Source organism: Pluralibacter gergoviae ATCC 33028 = NBRC 105706 (genome assembly GCF_001598855.1).
GTDB lineage: Bacteria > Pseudomonadota > Gammaproteobacteria > Enterobacterales > Enterobacteriaceae > Pluralibacter > Pluralibacter gergoviae.
Map to the genome: position 1 here is coordinate 40,065 of NZ_BCZS01000007.1, position 17,617 is coordinate 57,681.

Consider the following 17,617-nt stretch of genomic DNA (forward strand, 5'->3'; position numbering starts at 1 on the left):
GAGTGACAACACCAACGCGGGAAGGTCTTCCCGAATGCTTATTTTTGTTTTTTTGCCGCTTCGCGCCGGGCCACTTCCTGGTCCAGCTCGTCAATTTTCGCGATCATCATTTCGCGGCAGTAGGCAGCAAGCTCACGCACCTTGTCTTTGCTCCACGCGCTGGTATCGACCGGCGGCAGCATCTCGACGATCACCAGACCGTTATCCAGCCTGTTGAGGTTAATCTTGTTCGAGGTGTTAGAGACGCACACCGGAATAATCGGCACGCCGGCGGCAATGGCCGCGTGGAAGGCGCCGGTTTTAAACGGCAGCAGGCCGCGCCCGCGGCTGCGGGTACCTTCCGGGAACATCCAGAAGGAGATTTTGCGTTTCTTAAAGGCATTGACCACTTCCGCGATGGTGCTGTGGGCCTTGGCGCGATTGTTACGGTCAATCAGCAGATTGCCGGTCAGCCAGTAGAGCTGGCCGAAAAACGGTAGCCACGCCAGGCTCTTTTTGCCGACGGTCACGGTAGGGGGCAGCACGATATTGGAGGCGGTCACCATGTCATAGTTGTTCTGGTGATTCGCAATATAGATAGCATTGCCGAACTGCTCGTAGCCCGCGGGCAGGCGCTTTTCGACCTTCAGACCAAAAACGGGCGCCAGTCGGCCAAACATATGGCCAAAGGTGGCGACGTGCTTCGGATTACGCGGGCTGAACAGGCAATAGATGCTACCCAGAATGCATACGATAATGCAGTAGATAACAACAATAATTGCACGTAAAATCAATAACATAACAACCTCTGAGTCTCAAGCCGTTTCGTGTTATATACCGGCGGAGACACTCTGACTGGCAGGTCCCTGAAAACGCTATTGTTAATCGCAGCGCACGAATTAACAACGGTTTTACCGCAAATTTTATACGCCCCCGACATGCGGGGGCAGAAGCCGCTTACTCTTCGCTGTCGCCGGCCGCAGGTCGCAGCGGCGAATCAACCTCGATGCGGTCGATTTTCTGCAGGCCGCGCATCAGCGTGCCGCGGCGCCCGCGCTCGCCGGCGACCTTCTGCAGCTCTTCCGGACGCAGCTTGATTTTGCGCTTGCCGACGTGAATGGTCAGCGTGCTCTGCGGCGGCAGAAGCAGGAGATGGGCAAGGCCATCGGCCCCGCTTGCCGCGTCTGCAGACGGAATACCGATAATCTTGTTACCCTTGCCCTTCGACAGCTGCGGCAGATCGCTGACCGGGAACATCAGCATACGCCCGGCGCGGGTGATGGCCAGCAGGGTATCGGTTTCGTCCTCGATCACCGCGGGCGGCATCACCTGGGCATTTTCCGGCAGGGTAATCATCGCCTTGCCGGCGCGGTTGCGCGCCACCAGATCGGCGAAGGTGCAGACGAAGCCGTAGCCGGCGTCGGAGGCCATCAGCAGCTTCTGCTCGTCGTTTTCCATCAGCATCTGCTCAACCGTCGCCCCCGGCGGCAGCGTCAGCTTGCCGGTAAGCGGTTCACCCTGGCCGCGCGCCGACGGCAGCGTGATCGGGTCGATGGCGTAGCTGCGCCCGGTGGTGTCGATAAACACCACCGGCTGGTTGCTCTTGCCCTTCACCGAGGCCTTCCAGGCGTCGCCCGCCTTGTAGCTCAGGCCCTTCGCATCGATATCGTGGCCCTTGGCGCTGCGCACCCAGCCCATCTGCGACAGCACGATAGTGACCGGCTCGGACGGCAGCATGTCGTGCTCGTTCATCGCTTTGGCTTCTTCGCGCTCGTGCAGCGGCGAGCGGTGGTCGTCGCCGTAGGCGTCGGCGTCGGCCTGCAGCTCTTTCTTCAGCAGGGTATTCATCTTGCGCTCGGAGGCGAGGATGGCCTGGATCTGATCGCGCTCTTTCTCCAGATCGCTCTGCTCGCCGCGAATTTTCATCTCTTCCAGTTTGGCGAGATGGCGCAGCTTCAGTTCGAGGATGGCTTCGGCCTGGGTTTCGCTGATGCCAAAGCGCGACATCAGCACCGGCTTCGGCTCATCCTCGGTGCGGATGATGTGGATAACCTCGTCGATATTGAGGAACGCCACCAGCAAGCCTTCGAGGATGTGCAGGCGCTTAAGCACTTTCTCCAGGCGGTAGTTGAGGCGGCGGCGCACCGTGTCGCGGCGGAACGCCAGCCATTCGGTGAGGATCTCCAGCAGGTTTTTCACCGCCGGACGGTTATCCAGGCCGATCATGTTGAGGTTAACGCGGTAGCTCTTTTCCAGATCGGTGGTGGCGAACAGGTGATTCATCACCTGCTCCATGTCCACGCGGTTGGAGCGCGGGACGATCACCAGCCGGGTCGGGTTCTCGTGATCCGACTCGTCGCGCAGGTCGTCGACCATCGGCAGCTTCTTGTTGCGCATCTGGGCCGCAATCTGCTCCAGCACGCGGGCGCCGGAAACCTGGTGCGGCAGCGCGGAGATCACCACCGCGCCGTCCTCTTTGCTCCACACGGCGCGCATGCGGATGGAGCCGCGGCCGTTCTGGTAGATTTTGCGGATATCGGCGCGGGAGGTGATGATCTCCGCTTCCGTCGGATAATCCGGCCCCTGGACGATATCCAGCAGTTCGTCGAGGGAGGTTTTCGGCTGCTCAATCAGGGCGATAGCCGCTTTTGCCACCTCGCGCAGGTTGTGCGGCGGAATGTCGGTGGCCATGCCGACGGCGATGCCGGTGGTGCCGTTCAGCAGAATGTTGGGCAGGCGCGCGGGTAAGGTGCGCGGCTCCTGCAGCGTGCCGTCGAAGTTGGGCTGCCAGTCAACGGTCCCCTGCCCCAGTTCGCCGAGCAGCACTTCCGCATACTTTGACAGGCGGGATTCGGTGTAGCGCATGGCGGCGAAGGACTTCGGATCGTCCGGCGCGCCCCAGTTGCCCTGACCGTCCACCAGCGGATAGCGATAGGAGAAGGGCTGCGCCATCAGCACCATCGCTTCATAGCAGGCGCTGTCGCCGTGCGGATGGTATTTCCCCAGCACGTCGCCGACGGTGCGGGCCGATTTTTTAAACTTGGCGCTGGCGCTCAGGCCCAGCTCGGACATGGCGTAAACGATGCGGCGCTGAACCGGCTTAAGCCCGTCGCCGATAAAAGGCAGCGCCCTGTCCATGATGACGTACATGGAGTAGTCGAGGTACGCCTTTTCGGTAAATTCATGCAGCGCAAGGCGCTCAGCCATATCGCTCATTAATATAGATTCCTCACTCGAAACGCCGCGCGGGGGACCGACGGCAAGCATCGGGCGATGATACCCTATCTCGGATGAGGAGTCACAGGGATGCCGCCACGGGCGTGGCGGCGGGGGGCATTACGGATTCACTTTTTTGAGCTGCTTAACGTCGATTTCTACGCCTTTTTTGTCCTTATCGACTTCGCCGATAATTTCAACCACATCGCTCGGGGTCACGTTCACGCCGTTCCAGTGCTTGCGGTCGATATCGACGCTGATGGTGCCGGTGCTATCCTTAAAGGTGTAGTCGTCGTCGGAGTTCTGCTGGATGATATTGCCGCGCAGGGTCACCGGAGCGTCATCCTGCAGACGTTTAGCGGCATCGACGGTGGTCACGCTGCTGTTAGGCCCGGAGAAGCCGCCGGCCTGCTGCTGCGAAGCCGGTGCGCCCGGGCCGGAAAAACCACCCTGAGTGTTTGCCGCGAATGCCGGCGCCGACATCAGTGCAACGATAGCGGCCAGAGCAAAAGTCTTCTTCACGTTAATTTCTTTCATGAGCGTTCTCCCTTCATCAGTGTTTGATTGTCATTACACAGCATAGAACTTAACGACTTCTTAACCGGTAAAAAAAAGTTTTTTTTGCTGTACACCGCCCTTTTGCGCGGGTTTACTGACCGCAAACATCGGTTAACGTGGAGACGAACGGATGAGGATTTTACTGATAGAAGATGACAAGCTGATCGGCGACGGCCTGAAGGCCGGGCTGGTGAAAATGGGCTTTACCCTCGACTGGTTTACCCGCGGCAATGAGGGCAAGGCGGCCCTGTACGCAGCGCCGTACGATGCGGTGATCCTGGACCTCACCTTGCCCGGCATTGACGGACTGGAGATCCTGCGCGAATGGCGCGCGAAAGGGAAAAATGAGCCGGTGCTGGTCCTGACCGCCCGCGATGGCCTGGCCCAGCGCGTGGAGGGCCTGCGCCTCGGGGCCGACGACTACCTGTGTAAACCCTTCGCCCTGATTGAGGTCGCCGCCCGCCTGGAGGCGCTGATGCGCCGGGCCCACGGTCAGGCCAGCAACGTGCTGCGCCACGGCAACGTCAACCTCAGCCCCGACAACCTGACGGCAACCCTTAACGACGAGCCGCTGCTGCTCAAGCCGAAAGAGTTCGCCCTGCTGGAGCTGCTGATGCGCAACGCCGGCCGGGTGCTGCCGCGCAAGCTTATTGAAGAGAAGCTCTACAACTGGGACGACGACGTTTCCAGCAACGCCGTTGAGGTTCACGTCCACCACCTGCGCCGCAAGCTCGGCAGCAGCTTTATCCGCACCGTGCACGGCATCGGCTATACCCTGGGTGAGCAATGAATTTTCTCAATAATCTCAGCCTGCGCGTCCGCCTGACGGTGCTGTTTATTTTTGTCACCCTGCTCGCCTGGGGCTGCGCTAGCCTCTTTGCCTGGCACCACACCACCAAGCAGCTCAACCGCTTGTTTGATACCCAGCAGATCCTGTTTGCCAAGCGGCTGGTGGTGATGAGCTTTAATGAAAAGCATATCAAGAGTCCGAACCTTGAGCCCAACAAGAAGATCAAGCACGCCAACATGGACGACGATGCCCTGACCTTCGCCATTTTCACCGTCGACGGCAGGATGGTGATCAACGACGGCGAGAACGGCCCGGATATTCCCTACGCCTACACTCAGGACGGCTTTTTTGACGGGCCGATGTACAACGACGAAGACGAGTGGCGCTATCTGTGGATAACCACGCCCGACGGCAAGTACCACATCGTGGTCGGCCAGGAGAAGGAGTACCGCGAGGAGATGGCGATGAAAATCATCACCCGCCAGCTGCTGCCGTGGATCGTGGCGCTGCCGCTGATGATTATGATCATGACCATGCTGCTCAGCCGCGAGCTGTCGCCGCTGAAAAAGCTCACCCGCACGCTGCGCTACCGCTCGCCTGACGTTGACGAGCCGCTCAGTACCAAAGGCGTTCCCGGCGAGGTTCGCCCGCTGGTCGAAGCGCTCAATCAGCTGTTTACCCGCTCCCACGCCATGATGATCCGCGAGCGGCGCTTCACCTCCGACGCCGCCCACGAACTGCGCAGCCCGCTGACGGCGCTCAAGGTGCAGACAGAGGTGGCCCAGATGTCGACGGACGATCCAGAGGCGCTGCAGAAGGCGCTCTCTCAGGTTCATTTCGGCATCGACCGCGCTACCCGCCTGGTGGAGCAGTTGCTCACCCTCTCGCGGCTGGACTCCCTTGACCAGCTGACGGATATCGAGCAGATCTCGATGGCCGATCTGCTGGAGTCCGCGGTGATGGATATTTACCACACCGCGCAGCAGGCCGGGATCGAGGTGCGGCTGCACGTTCACGCCCGGGAGACGATCAAGTCCGGCCAGCCGCTGCTGCTCGGCCTGCTGGTGCGCAACCTGCTGGACAACGCGGTGCGCTACAGCCCGCGCGGCAGCGTGGTGGACGTGAATCTTAAAGCGCACCATTTTACCGTCCGCGACAACGGCCCCGGCGTCAATCAGGAGGCGCTGGCCCACATCGGCGAGCGCTTCTACCGCCCGCCGGGCCAGGATGAGCCCGGCAGCGGCCTGGGACTGTCTATCGTACGGCGGATCGCCACGCTGCACGGTATGTCGGTCTCTTTCGGCAACGCGCCGGGCGGCGGCTTTATCGCCAAAATCATCTGGTAGGCCGATTATTGCGCATACAGCAAAAGACTTTGCACATTTTGCTAATATCCTCACCCATCCGGCGGGGTTAAAATATGCGCATACTGCAGCTTTGAGGACAAACCATGAATAAGATTCTGATTATTAACGGCGGTAAGAAGTTCGGCCACTCCAACGGCCAATTGAACGACACCTTGACCGACGTCGCGGCAACCTTCCTGCGCGATCTCGGCCGCGAAGTGCGCGTCGTGCGCGCCGACAGCGACTACGACGTGAAGGCCGAAGTGGACAACTTTCTGTGGGCCGATGCGGTTATCTGGCAGATGCCGGGCTGGTGGATGGGCGCGCCCTGGACCGTGAAGAAGTACATCGACGACGTCTTTACCGAGGGCCACGGCTCGCTGTACGCCAGCGACGGCCGCACCCGCTCAGACGCCAGCAAAAAATATGGTTCCGGCGGCCTGATCCAGGGGAAAAAATACATGCTCTCCCTGACCTGGAACGCGCCGATGGAAGCCTTCACCGAAAAAGACCAGTTCTTCCACGGCGTGGGCGTTGACGGCGTGTACCTGCCGTTCCACAAGGCCAACCAGTTCCTCGGGATGGAAGCGCTGCCGACCTTTATCGCCAACGACGTGATAAAAATGCCCGACGTGCCGCGCGATGTAGCAGAATATCGCAAGCATCTTGGCGAGATTTTTGGTTAACTGAAGCTCTGATTAAACAGGAGTACGCATATCATGTTGACCGTTATTGCCGAGATCCGTACCCGTCCTGGACAGCACCACCGCCAGGCCGTACTCGATCAGTTCGCTAAAATTATTCCGACCGTGCTGAAAGAAGCGGGCTGCCACGGCTACACGCCGCTGGTGGACGCCGCCACCGGCCTGAGCTTCCAGGCCACTGTCCCGGACTCTATCGTCATGGTGGAGCAGTGGGAGAGCGCCGCGCATCTGGAAGCGCACCTGGCGACGCCGCACATGAAGGCGTTCGGCGAGGCGACCAAAGGCGACGTGCTGGAGATGGACATTCGCGTTCTGCAGCCGGGCGTCTGAACCGCCTGAATGAAAAAACCGGCGAATTCGCCGGTTTTTTTGTGCCTTCAGCGACGTTCACGCCTCTAAATCCGCCATATCGCCCTTCTCCTGCAGCCAGTTGCGGCGGTCTTCCGAACGCTTTTTGGCCAGCAGCATATCCATTACCGCATCGGTCTGACGCTCGTCCTCATCGCGGATGGTGAGCTGCACCAGGCGGCGGGTATTCGGATCGAGGGTGGTTTCGCGCAGCTGCATCGGGTTCATTTCGCCCAGCCCCTTGAAGCGCTGCACGTTCGGCTTGCCCTTCTTGCGCTTAAGCTGCTCCAGCACGCCGGCCTTCTCTTCCTCATCCAGCGCGTAGTAAACCTCTTTGCCCAGATCGATGCGGTACAGCGGCGGCATCGCCACGTAGACGTGCCCCTCTTTAACCACCGCGCGGAAGTGCTTCACGAACAGAGCGCACAGCAGGGTGGCAATGTGCAGGCCGTCGGAGTCCGCATCCGCCAGAATGCAGATCTTGCCATAGCGCAGCTGGCTGAGATCGTCGCTGTCCGGATCGATGCCGATCGCCACCGAGATATCGTGCACTTCCTGCGAGGCGAGAACCTCGTCGGAGGAGACCTCCCAGGTGTTGAGGATCTTGCCCTTCAGCGGCATGATCGCCTGATAGGTGCGATCCCGCGCCTGTTTGGCGGATCCGCCCGCAGAGTCGCCTTCCACCAGGAACAGCTCGGTGCGGCTCAGATCCTGCTCGGTGCAGTCCGCCAGCTTGCCGGGCAGCGCCGGGCCGCTGGTGAGCTTTTTACGCACCACCTTTTTCGCCGCGCGCAGGCGGCGCTGGGCGCTGGAGATGGCCATCTCGGCCAGCAGCTCGGCGGCCTGTACGTTCTGGTTGAGCCAGAGGGTAAAGGCATCCTTCACCACGCCTGAAACAAACGCCGCGCACTGGCGCGAGGAGAGGCGCTCTTTGGTCTGGCCGGCGAACTGCGGGTCCTGCATCTTCACCGACAGTACGTAGGCGCAGCGGTCCCAGATGTCCTCTGCCGAGAGCTTCACGCCGCGCGGCAGAATATTGCGGTATTCGCAGAACTCGCGCATGGCGTCGAGCAGGCCCTGGCGCAGGCCGTTAACGTGGGTGCCGCCCTGCATGGTCGGGATCAGGTTGACGTAGCTCTCGGTGAGCAGCTCGCCGCCCTCCGGCAGCCACAGCAGCGCCCAGTCCACGGCTTCGCTTTCGCCCTGGAAGCTGCCGACGAACGGTTTTTCCGGCAGCAGCGGCAGGCCGTTAACCGCCTCGGCCAGGTAGTCGTTGAGGCCGTCGGCGTAGCACCAGGTTTGCTCGCTGTTGTTCACCTTATCTTTAAAGACGATCTCGACGCCCGGGCAGAGCACCGCTTTCGCCTTCAGCAGGTGGCTGAGGCGGGAAACCGAAAAGCGCGGGCTGTCGAAGAAGCTCTCGTCCGGCCAGAAGTGGACGCTGGTCCCGGTGTTGCGCTTGCCCACCGTGCCGGTGACGTGCAGATCTTCCACCTTTTCACCGTTTTCGAAGGCGATGGTGTAAATCTGGCCGTCGCGGCGTACGTTAACCTCCACGCGCTTTGACAAGGCGTTAACCACCGAGATGCCCACGCCGTGCAGACCGCCGGAGAACTGGTAGTTTTTATTGGAGAACTTGCCGCCCGCGTGCAGGCGGCAGAGGATCAGCTCAACCGCCGGCACCCCCTCTTCCGGGTGGATATCGACCGGCATGCCGCGCCCGTCGTCGATAACCTCCAGCGACTGGTCGGCGTGGAGGATAACCTCCACGCGCTTCGCGTGGCCGGCCAGCGCTTCATCCACGCTGTTATCAATGACTTCCTGACCTAAGTGGTTAGGACGTGTGGTGTCGGTATACATCCCCGGACGGCGGCGAACCGGCTCCAGCCCGGTGAGTACCTCAATGGCATCAGCATTATAAGAAGATTGCGTCATGGTATGTTCACGAATAGTTGGGCCCGTTAGCGCAGGCCCAGGAAATCGATAATCTGTGTGAAATGATCTTCAAAGCCGATAAATGCGTGATTACCGCCCTCCTCGACCATCTGGCGGCAGGAGGCGTAATAGTCCACAGCCTGGCGGTAATCAAGCACTTCATCGCCCGTCTGCTGCAGCAGCCAGATGAGATCTGGCGCTTCGAGCGGGTCGATTTGCATCACTTTCAGATCGTAAATATGGCGAGACTCTAGCACATATTGTTCGCCGGTGTAGGGATTCTCGTTATGGCCGAGATAGCCGGTCAGCAGCTCGAACGGGCGCACCGCCGGGTTAACCACCACCGCAGGCAGCATAAAGCACTGCGATAGCCAGGTGGCGTAGTAGCCGCCGAGCGAGGAGCCGACGATGCCGAGCGGTTCACCGCCGTGCTCCATGACCCGCTTTTCCAGCAATTCGGCGGCATCGGCGGGAAAGGCGGGCAGCTGCGGGACAATCATCTCAATCTCCGGGTGGTGCACCCTGAGCCACGCCTGCAGGGCGGTTGCCTTGGCAGAGCGCGGAGAGCTGTTAAAGCCGTGCAGGTAGAGTAGCGTCGCCATCAGTACCCCTCCGAGCCGGTATCTGGCCTGAACTGCGCACCGTCAAGCCGGCACACTTCGGTGGTCAGCGTGCCGTCGGGGTGCAGGTCTATCCAGCGCCAGCCTGGGGCAATGGTGTCCAGCGTAAAATTGGCGCAGTGCGGTTTGAACTGCACGCAGGTAGAGGGCGTGGCCATCATCCGGCGGCCATTCCAGTCAACGTCCATCTCCTGGTGAATATGACCGCAGAGGAGATTGCGTGCGTTGGGATAGCGGGACAATACGCCGTCAAGGGCGCCGGCATTGCGCAGGCTGTGCTGATCGAGCCAGCTGCAGCCCGCCGCCAGCGGATGGTGGTGCAGTAATAGCAGAGTGTAGCGTTCGCCGGCATCTGCCAGCTTATGCTCCAGCCACTCCAGCTGGAAGTCGCTCAGCTCGCCGTGGGGCACGCCAAACACCTGGCTGTCGAGCAGCAGGATCTGCCAGCGGTCGCCCACCAGCACGCGCTTTGCCGGAGAGATCCCCGCATTCTGCAGCGCACTGTACATCGCAGGCTGAAAGTCGTGATTGCCCGGCAGCCAGACGCAGGGATGGGTAAAACCGGCGATGCCCTCGGCAAAATGCTGATAGGCCTCCGCGGAGTGGTCCTGGGCTAGATCGCCGGTGGCGACAATAAGATCGAATTCGCGCTGAGAGTTGCGAATGGCCGCCAGGACAGCCTGATAGCTTTCCCAGGTGTTCACGCCCAGCAGCGTCTCGTGTTTCTGCGCAAAAAGGTGGGTATCGGTAATTTGTAATATCCTGCCCCTGGTCCCACCGGCCAGAGGAAGGTTTAACAGGCTTTCCAAATGGTGTCCTTAGGTTTCGTCCTCAGGTTTCTCGACGCTAACAAACCGGAATCGCCATCGCTCCATGTGCTAAACAGTATCGTAGCCAGTCGGCTAAAAACTGGTTAATTTGATGCTTTTCATCACGCTGATGCAACTTTTTATTCGGATAATCATAGCGCGCCTTGAAGCGAAAGATCTGCTGGCTCGAACACACTTCAGCCACCATCGCATCATGATAGAGCCGCACCGTCATCGACGGCAGGCTCCAGTAGCTGACTTTTGGTACCGTTTGCTCTATTTCAACCAGCGTAGTGTAGCGGGTTGATTCACTGATGGTTAGCCGGTATTGAGCATTGCCCACCTGATAGGTCACCGTTTCGCCGGGTGCGTCAGTCTGAGGCAGCAGGCGGCGCAGCTGGGCGAAATTGGTTTCGCACAGGCGCATCATTTCTGGGAAGTCAGGTGTATAGCGCTTCATGTTGTCCACTCGTTTCGTAATGTCTGATAATGCAACTGCAGCCACTGCAGGGCGATGATAGAGGCTGCGTTGTCGATTTTCCCCTCTTCTACCCACTGATAAGCCTGCTCCCTGCTTACCACATGAACCCGAATGTCTTCGTTCTCATCAGCCAGACCGTGAATACCCTTCGCGGTCGTGGCGTCCACTTCGCCAACCAGAATGGTCAGGCGCTCGCTGGTGCCGCCGGGACTTGCCAGGTAGCTCAGCACTTCCGTTACGCGACCGACGTCCAGCCCGGCCTCTTCGACCGCTTCACGCCGCGCCACGTCTTCCGGGCTTTCGCCCTCTTCAATCATGCCCGCCACCATCTCCAGCAGCCACGGCGTCCTGCTGGTGTCGTAAGCCGCGATGCGGATCTGCTCAACCAGCACCACTTCATCACGCACAGGGTCAAAGGGTAGCAAGACTGCGGCGTGACCGCGCTCAAAAATTTCGCGCCGCACTTCCCCGCTCATCTCGCCGTTAAACAAACGGTGACGGAAGCGGTAAAGATCCAGGGAAAAAAAGCCTTTATACAGCGATTCACGCGCAATAAATTCCACATCTTCTTTGCCGTAATCGACAAGGTTGTTGTTTTTCTTAATCATTATCGTGTTCCGGTTTGAACAGTGATGAAATTATGGATTTTCAGCCTCGGCGGCTACTGTTTTACCGCCATTATGATAGATTGGTGCAAATTACCGCCGGATGGCACAATACGCCAACTTTTTAAATAAGTTGCCTCTGGTACAATCATCGACCATTTTTGAGTAGATCAGCGCTAAATGCTTCACAACAAGGAAAGCAAATGAAGAAATTGCTCCCCATTCTTATCGGGCTGAGCCTCACGGGCTTCAGTGCCCTGAGCCACGCCGAAAATCTGCTGCAGATTTACCAGCAGGCTCGCCTGAGCAACCCGGATCTTCGTAAATCCGCCGCCGACCGCGATGCTGCATTCGAAAAAATCAACGAAGCGCGTAGCCCGCTGTTGCCACAGCTTGGTTTGGGTGCCGATTACACCTACACCAATGGATCTCGCGACAGTAGCGGCATTAACTCTAAGGATGCTACTGCGACATTATCGTTAACCCAGACGATTTTTGATATGTCCAAATGGCGCGCGCTGACGTTGCAGGAAAAAACGGCCGGCATTCAGGATGTGAGCTATCAGACCGATCAGCAGGCGCTGATGCTGAACTCCGCTACCGCCTACTTTAACGTGCTGAGCGCCATTGACTCACTCTCCTATATCGAGGCAGAGAAAAAGGCCATTTATCGTCAGTTAGATCAGACTACCCAGCGCTTTAACGTCGGCCTGGTGGCGATCACCGACGTGCAGAACGCCCGCTCCCAGTACGATCAGGTACTGGCGGATGAGGTAACCTTCCGCAACGACCTGGATAACGCCGTCGAACAGCTGCGCCAGGTCACCGGCAACTACTACCCCGAGCTGGCCTCCCTCAACGTCGAGCGCCTCGAACTGAACAAACCGCTGCCGGTCAAATCGCTGCTCAAAGAGGCGGAGAGCCGCAACCTGTCGCTGCTGACCGCCCGCCTGAGCCAGGACCTGGCCCGCGAGCAGATCCGCTACGCTCAGGACGGTCATCTGCCGACCCTCGGACTTACTGCGTCGACCGGTGCGTCGAAGACCACCTACAGCGGTCACAATACGAATACGCAGGAGTATGACAATCGCCACCTCGGCCAGAGCCAGATTGGACTCAACTTTAGCCTGCCAATCTACAGCGGCGGCTCGGTGACCTCGCAGGTCAAACAGGCGCAGTATAACTTTGTCGGCGCCAGCGAGCAGCTGGAGAGCGCTCACCGTTCCATGGTGCAAAACGTCCGTTCCTCGTTCAATAACGTTAACGCCTCCATCAGCAGCATTAATGCGCTGAAACAGGCCGTTGTCTCATCGCAGAGCTCCCTGGATGCGATGGAAGCCGGCTATCAGGTCGGTACCCGTACTATCGTTGACGTGCTGGAAGCCACCTCGCGGCTCTACCAGGCCAAAGAGAACCTCTCCAAGTCGCGCTATACCTACCTGATTAACCAGCTGAACATCAAGTCGGCGCTGGGCACGCTTAACGAAAGCGATCTCGCGGCGCTGAACAGCACGCTCGGCAAACCGGTGCCGACCGTACCGGATACCGTTGCGCCGGAAACACCGCAGCAGGACGCCAACGCCGACGGCTACGGCGACAGCAGCATGGCAACCGGCGCCGCACAGCCTGCATCAGCCCGCAGCAGTGCGAGCAGCCGGGGCAGAAATCCGTTTAGCCACTAACGGCCAGGGCCCGGCGGCGCCAGCTTCCGGGCCTGTTTCACACTTCTGCCTGCGGTAACGTAAGGCAACGTAAAGAAGCCTGCTTTACGCCCCTCTTCGCTTCAATTTCGACCACTCATCCACTATCCTGACCGCTACCACTGGGTCCAGGAAGAATTCAATGAAACGGACAAAAACAATCAATCACGCCGCGTTCCGCAAGAGCTGGAGCGCACGCCACCTGACGCCGGTCGCGCTGGCGGTCGCCGCCGTATTTATGCTGGCCGGCTGTGAAAAATCGGATGAGACTGTGTCGCTATATCAGAACGCCGACGACTGCTCCGCCGCCAATCCCGGCAAGAGCGCAGAATGTAAAACAGCCTACAACAACGCCCTGAAGGAAGCGGAAAAAACCGCGCCGAAGTACGCCAGCCGCGAAGACTGCATCGCCGAATTTGGCGAAGGCCAGTGCCAGCAGGCACCGGCGCAGGCCGGTATGGCGGCAGAGAATCAGGGCGGCGGCAGCTTCTGGATGCCGCTGATGGCGGGCTATATGATGGGCCGCCTGATGGGCGGCGGTATGGGCTTCCAGCAGCAGCCGCTGTTCAGCTCGAAAAACCCGTCCAGCCCGGCCTACGGTAAATATACCGACGCCGCCGGCAAAGGCTACGGCGCAGCCCAGCCGGGCCGCACCATGACCGTGCCGAAAACGGCGATGGCGCCCAAGCCTGCGACCACCAGCACCGTGACGCGCGGCGGCTTCGGCGAGTCGGTGGCTAAGCAGTCTGCCATGAGCCGCTCGTCGGCCAGCTCCTCATCTCACCGCTCGATGGGCGGCTGATGATCATGGAAAGAGTCTCCGTTGTCGAGCGCCCGGACTGGCGCGAAAAGGCCACCGAATACGGCTTCAACTTTCACACCATGTACGGCGAGCCATACTGGTGTGAGGACGCCTATTATAAGCTGACGCTGGCGCAGGTCGAAAAGCTGGAAGAGGTCACCGCCGAGCTGCACCAGATGTGCTTAAAAGTGGTCGAGCGCGTGGTCGCCAGCGATGACCTGCTGGCGAAGTTCCGCATTCCCAAACACACCTGGGGCTTCGTGCGCCAGTCGTGGCAAACCCGGCAGCCTTCGCTCTATTCGCGCCTCGATCTGGCGTGGGACGGCAAGGGCGAGCCGAAGCTGCTGGAAAATAACGCCGATACGCCAACCTCGCTGTATGAAGCAGCTTTCTTCCAGTGGATCTGGCTTGAGGACCAGCTTAATGCGGGCAACCTGCCGGCGGGTAGCGATCAGTTCAACAGCCTGCAGGAGAAGCTGATCGCGCGCTTCGGCGAACTGCGCGAGCAGCACGGCTTTAACCTGCTGCACTTCGCCTGCTGCCGCGACACCGTTGAGGATCGCGGCACCGTGCAGTACCTGCAGGACTGCGCGAATGAGGCGGGCGTCGCCAGCGAGTTCCTCTACATGGAGGATATCGGCCTCGGCGAAAAGGGGCAGTTTACCGATCTGCAGGATCAGGTTATCAGCAATCTGTTCAAGCTCTATCCGTGGGAATTTATGCTGCGGGAGATGTTCTCCACCAAGCTGGAAGACGCCGGCGTGCGCTGGCTGGAGCCGGCCTGGAAGAGCATTATCTCTAATAAAGCGCTGCTGCCGCTGCTGTGGGAGATGTTCCCCGACCACCCCAACCTGCTGCCGGCTTACTTCGCCGAAGATGACCATCCGCAGATGGCGAAATACGTGGTGAAGCCCATTTTCTCCCGCGAAGGCGCCAACGTGTCGATTATTGAAGACGGCAAGGTGCTGGAAGCAGTAGAAGGGCCCTACGGCGAAGAGGGTATGATTGTCCAGCAGTTCTGCGAACTGCCGAAATTTGGCGATAGCTATACGCTGATCGGCAGCTGGCTGATCGACGACCAGCCCGCCGGGATCGGCATTCGCGAGGATCGGGCGCTGATCACTCAGGATCTGTCGCGCTTCTATCCGCACATCTTTGTCGAATAAGCAGGAGCCGCTCCGCAATGCGGAGTGGCTCCCCGCACGTTACCCTACCTGTACCGACAGCATACTCAGGCTGCCCATTTCGATACCGTCGACCGGGATGGTAACGGGCTCTTTGCCGTCCCAGCTTCCCAGGGCGTACAGCAGCGGCAGGAAGTGATCCGCCGTCGGGTTGGAGAGCGAGCCGCCTTCGTGATCCAGATAGTTCGCCAGCGGGTGATCCTCCAGGCTGTCGCCCTGCCAGGTCAGGTTCTCTTTTACAAACTCGTTAAACGACGCCGCCCACGGGTACGGCGTGTTTTCGCCGTGCCAGCGCGCGGTGCGCAGGTTATGGACGACGTTGCCGCTGGCCACCAGCATAATGCCCTCGTCGCGCAGGGCGGCAAGCCTGCGGCCCATCTCCAGGTGCCACGCCGGCGGCTTAGTGCTGTCGACGCTGAGCTGCACCATCGGAATATCGGCATCCGGATACATTTTGATCAGCACGCCCCAGGAGCCGTGATCGAAGCCCCACGCCTCTTTATCCAGCGCGACGGGCACCGGGGCCAGCAGTTCGACCAGCCGCCGGGCCAGCGCCGGAGAGCCGGGCGCCGGATAGTGCGTATCGTACAGCGCCTGCGGAAAACCGCCGAAGTCGTGGATGGTTTTCGGCGTTTCCATGGCGGTCACGCCGGTGCCGCGGGTAAACCAGTGGGCGGACACCACCACGATGGCTTTCGGACGCGGCAGGGTATCGCCAAGATGGCGCCAGGCGCGCGTATAGACATTATCTTCCAGCACGTTCATCGGGCTGCCGTGACCAATAAACAGGGCTGGCATACGGGAAGAAGACATGGCGATATCCTTACAAAAGTTGTTAGTTGATGCGGATACATTACACCTCTTCGGCCGCCGTTAAACTCGGATAAGCGTGATGATCATCTTCAGGAAATTTGAATGTAAGGTCCGGTAAATGGCCTGCAGCCAGCCTCGCATTAGCGCACTGCCGCGATTAACATCGTCAGAAGTGATTGTCTGCAATGGAGCGCACATGTCTGTCCCTCTGATCCTGACTCTGCTTGCGGGCGGGGCCACGTTTATCGGCGCATTTCTGGGCATTATTGGACAACGCCCCTCCAACCGTCTGCTGGCTTTCTCCCTCGGCTTTGCCGCCGGGATCATGCTGCTTATCTCGCTGATGGAGATGCTGCCCGCCGCGCTGGCTACGCCCGGTATGTCGCCGCTGCCCGGCTACGGTATGTTCGTCATTGGTCTGCTCGGCTACTTTGCCCTCGACCGCGCCCTGCCCCACGCCCATCCGCAGGACCTCACGCCCGCCGGGATGCCGCGCAGCCTGCGCCGCACGGCGCTGCTGCTGACGCTCGGCATCAGCCTGCACAACTTTCCCGAAGGCATCGCCACCTACGTGACCGCCAGCAGCAATCTGGAGCTGGGTTTCGGCATCGCGCTGGCCGTTGCGCTGCACAATGTGCCGGAGGGGCTGGCGGTCGCCGGACCGGTGTACGCGGCCACCGGATCCAGGCGCAAGGCGCTGTTCTGGGCCGGCATGTCCGGCTTTGCGGAGATCCTGGGCGGCGTACTGGCGTGGCTTATCCTCGGCACGCTGGTGTCGCCGGTAGTAATGGCCGCCATTATGGCCGCGGTTGCCGGGATCATGGTGGCGCTATCGGTGGACGAACTGATGCCGCTGGCGAAGGAGATCGATCCTGACAGCAATCCCAGCTACGGCGTACTGTGCGGGATGTCGGTGATGGGCCTGAGCCTGGTGGTGCTGCAGGCGATGGATTTTGCTTAGTAAAACGCCGGGACCTGCCCGGCGCTTATCGCTCTGCGCTCACCGCGCTTAGCTGGCCTTACGCTCGTGCTGCTGGCGATACTCCACCAGATCTTCAATGGTCACTACCGGCATGTTGTGCGCGGCGGCGAACTTGATGCACTCCGGCGCGCGCGCCATGGTGCCGTCGTCATTGGTCAGCTCGCACAGTACGCCCGCAGGCTTGAAGCCCGCCAGGGTCACCAGATCGATGGTAGCTTCAGTGTGGCCGCCGCGGGTCAGCACGCCGCCCGCCTGCGCGCGCAGCGGGAAAACGTGGCCAGGACGGTGCAGATCGGCAGGCTTCGCGCCGTCGGCAATGGCCGCACGAACGGTAGTAATACGGTCAGCGGCGGAAACGCCGGTGGTTACGCCGCGCGCGGCTTCGATGGTCACGGTGAAGCCGGTGCCGAAGGCGCTGGTGTTGTTTTCCACCATCATCGGCAGATCGAGCTGCTTGCGGCGATCTTCTGTAATGCACAGGCAAACGATGCCGCTGCCGTGGCGGATGGTCAGCGCCATCTGCTCAACGGTCATGTTTTCGGCGGCGAAAATCATATCGCCTTCATTTTCACGATTCTCATCGTCAAGCACCATCACGCCGCGGCCTTCGCGCAGCGCGGCCAGCGCTTGTTCTACACGTTCAAACGGAGTACCAAAAGAGGAAAGTAGCGTCTGATTCATGGTAAAAGACCTCATTAAAATTATGGTTACCAGAATCAGGGCAGTCTTAGGAGTGCCGGCCAGC

Annotated in this window: 18 protein-coding genes; 8 read left to right on the forward strand and 10 right to left on the reverse strand. The window is 59.9% G+C overall.

The window, feature by feature from the left end; all coding sequences use genetic code 11:
• Positions 1–38: 38 nt before the first annotated feature.
• From ENGE1_RS09225 to ENGE1_RS09235, 3 genes are all read right to left on the reverse strand, one after another.
• Positions 39–779 carry a 1-acylglycerol-3-phosphate O-acyltransferase gene (locus ENGE1_RS09225; protein WP_043081964.1) on the reverse strand — a complete coding sequence of 247 codons (741 nt, stop codon included), beginning with the start codon at positions 777–779 and terminating at the stop codon, positions 39–41.
• Between the two features lie 157 nt (positions 780–936).
• Positions 937–3,195 (reverse strand): DNA topoisomerase IV subunit A, encoded by a 2,259-nt coding sequence (parC, locus tag ENGE1_RS09230; RefSeq protein WP_048253440.1) that lies wholly within the window; start codon positions 3,193–3,195, stop codon positions 937–939.
• A 120-nt stretch (positions 3,196–3,315) separates the two neighbouring features.
• Positions 3,316–3,717, reverse strand: a complete 402-nt coding sequence (locus ENGE1_RS09235) for a YgiW/YdeI family stress tolerance OB fold protein (RefSeq protein ID WP_043086409.1) — start codon at positions 3,715–3,717, stop codon at positions 3,316–3,318.
• Positions 3,718–3,883: 166 nt separating this feature from the next.
• Here ENGE1_RS09235 and qseB point away from each other — a divergent pair, with 166 nt between their 5' ends.
• The 4 genes from qseB (at position 3,884) to ENGE1_RS09255 (ending at position 6,923) form a co-directional block, all read left to right on the forward strand.
• A complete protein-coding gene (gene qseB, locus ENGE1_RS09240) occupies positions 3,884–4,543 on the forward strand; it encodes a quorum sensing response regulator transcription factor QseB (protein ID WP_048253441.1) in 660 nt (219 codons plus the stop codon).
• The gene (qseC, locus tag ENGE1_RS09245; protein WP_048253442.1) at positions 4,540–5,889 is read left to right on the forward strand and encodes a quorum sensing histidine kinase QseC; all 1,350 of its coding nucleotides are present in this window, start codon (positions 4,540–4,542) and stop codon (positions 5,887–5,889) included. Before qseB ends, qseC begins: the two co-directional genes overlap by 4 nt.
• Before the next feature lie 104 nt (positions 5,890–5,993).
• Positions 5,994–6,575 (forward strand): NAD(P)H-dependent oxidoreductase, encoded by a 582-nt coding sequence (locus tag ENGE1_RS09250; RefSeq protein WP_043081960.1) that lies wholly within the window; start codon positions 5,994–5,996, stop codon positions 6,573–6,575.
• A gap of 33 nt (positions 6,576–6,608) precedes the next feature.
• On the forward strand, positions 6,609–6,923 hold the full coding sequence (locus ENGE1_RS09255; protein ID WP_048253443.1) for a putative quinol monooxygenase: 315 nt from the start codon (positions 6,609–6,611) through the stop codon (positions 6,921–6,923).
• A gap of 57 nt (positions 6,924–6,980) precedes the next feature.
• Here the strand turns inward: ENGE1_RS09255 and parE are convergent, their stop codons facing one another.
• Genes parE through nudF form a run of 5 tightly spaced genes read right to left on the reverse strand, consistent with a single transcriptional unit; the run spans position 6,981 to position 11,394 of the window.
• Complete coding sequence (gene parE, locus ENGE1_RS09260; protein ID WP_043081957.1) at positions 6,981–8,876, reverse strand: DNA topoisomerase IV subunit B; 1,896 nt, start codon at positions 8,874–8,876, stop codon at positions 6,981–6,983.
• A gap of 26 nt (positions 8,877–8,902) precedes the next feature.
• Positions 8,903–9,478 carry an esterase YqiA gene (gene yqiA, locus ENGE1_RS09265; protein ID WP_048253444.1) on the reverse strand — a complete coding sequence of 192 codons (576 nt, stop codon included), beginning with the start codon at positions 9,476–9,478 and terminating at the stop codon, positions 8,903–8,905.
• The gene (cpdA, locus tag ENGE1_RS09270) at positions 9,478–10,305 is read right to left on the reverse strand and encodes a 3',5'-cyclic-AMP phosphodiesterase (protein ID WP_043081954.1); all 828 of its coding nucleotides are present in this window, start codon (positions 10,303–10,305) and stop codon (positions 9,478–9,480) included. The genes yqiA and cpdA overlap by 1 nt, the downstream gene beginning before the upstream one ends.
• A 37-nt stretch (positions 10,306–10,342) precedes the next feature.
• On the reverse strand, positions 10,343–10,765 hold the full coding sequence (locus tag ENGE1_RS09275; RefSeq protein WP_043081953.1) for a DUF1249 family protein: 423 nt from the start codon (positions 10,763–10,765) through the stop codon (positions 10,343–10,345).
• Complete coding sequence (gene nudF / locus ENGE1_RS09280; RefSeq protein ID WP_043081951.1) at positions 10,762–11,394, reverse strand: ADP-ribose diphosphatase; 633 nt, start codon at positions 11,392–11,394, stop codon at positions 10,762–10,764. The genes ENGE1_RS09275 and nudF overlap by 4 nt, the downstream gene beginning before the upstream one ends.
• A gap of 200 nt (positions 11,395–11,594) precedes the next feature.
• On the opposite strand from nudF, the gene tolC reads away from it, so the two are divergent.
• The 3 genes from tolC to ENGE1_RS09295 all read left to right on the forward strand — a co-directional run bounded on the left by tolC (position 11,595) and on the right by ENGE1_RS09295 (position 15,059).
• Positions 11,595–13,073, forward strand: coding sequence for an outer membrane channel protein TolC (gene tolC, locus ENGE1_RS09285; RefSeq protein WP_064360609.1), 1,479 nt, complete (start codon positions 11,595–11,597; stop codon positions 13,071–13,073).
• A gap of 160 nt (positions 13,074–13,233) precedes the next feature.
• Positions 13,234–13,893, forward strand: coding sequence for a DUF1190 family protein (locus tag ENGE1_RS09290; protein WP_043081949.1), 660 nt, complete (start codon positions 13,234–13,236; stop codon positions 13,891–13,893).
• 5 nt (positions 13,894–13,898) lie between these two features.
• Positions 13,899–15,059 carry a glutathionylspermidine synthase family protein gene (locus ENGE1_RS09295; RefSeq protein WP_048253523.1) on the forward strand — a complete coding sequence of 387 codons (1,161 nt, stop codon included), beginning with the start codon at positions 13,899–13,901 and terminating at the stop codon, positions 15,057–15,059.
• 39 nt (positions 15,060–15,098) lie between these two features.
• On the opposite strand, the gene ygiD is transcribed toward ENGE1_RS09295, so the two are convergent.
• Complete coding sequence (ygiD, locus tag ENGE1_RS09300) at positions 15,099–15,890, reverse strand: 4,5-DOPA-extradiol-dioxygenase (RefSeq protein WP_043081948.1); 792 nt, start codon at positions 15,888–15,890, stop codon at positions 15,099–15,101.
• Between the two features lie 196 nt (positions 15,891–16,086).
• Between ygiD and zupT the strand changes: the two genes are divergently transcribed.
• Complete coding sequence (gene zupT / locus ENGE1_RS09305; RefSeq protein ID WP_048253445.1) at positions 16,087–16,851, forward strand: zinc transporter ZupT; 765 nt, start codon at positions 16,087–16,089, stop codon at positions 16,849–16,851.
• 48 nt (positions 16,852–16,899) lie between these two features.
• Here the strand turns inward: zupT and ribB are convergent, their stop codons facing one another.
• Positions 16,900–17,553, reverse strand: coding sequence for a 3,4-dihydroxy-2-butanone-4-phosphate synthase (ribB, locus tag ENGE1_RS09310; RefSeq protein WP_048253446.1), 654 nt, complete (start codon positions 17,551–17,553; stop codon positions 16,900–16,902).
• Positions 17,554–17,617: the final 64 nt, after the last annotated feature.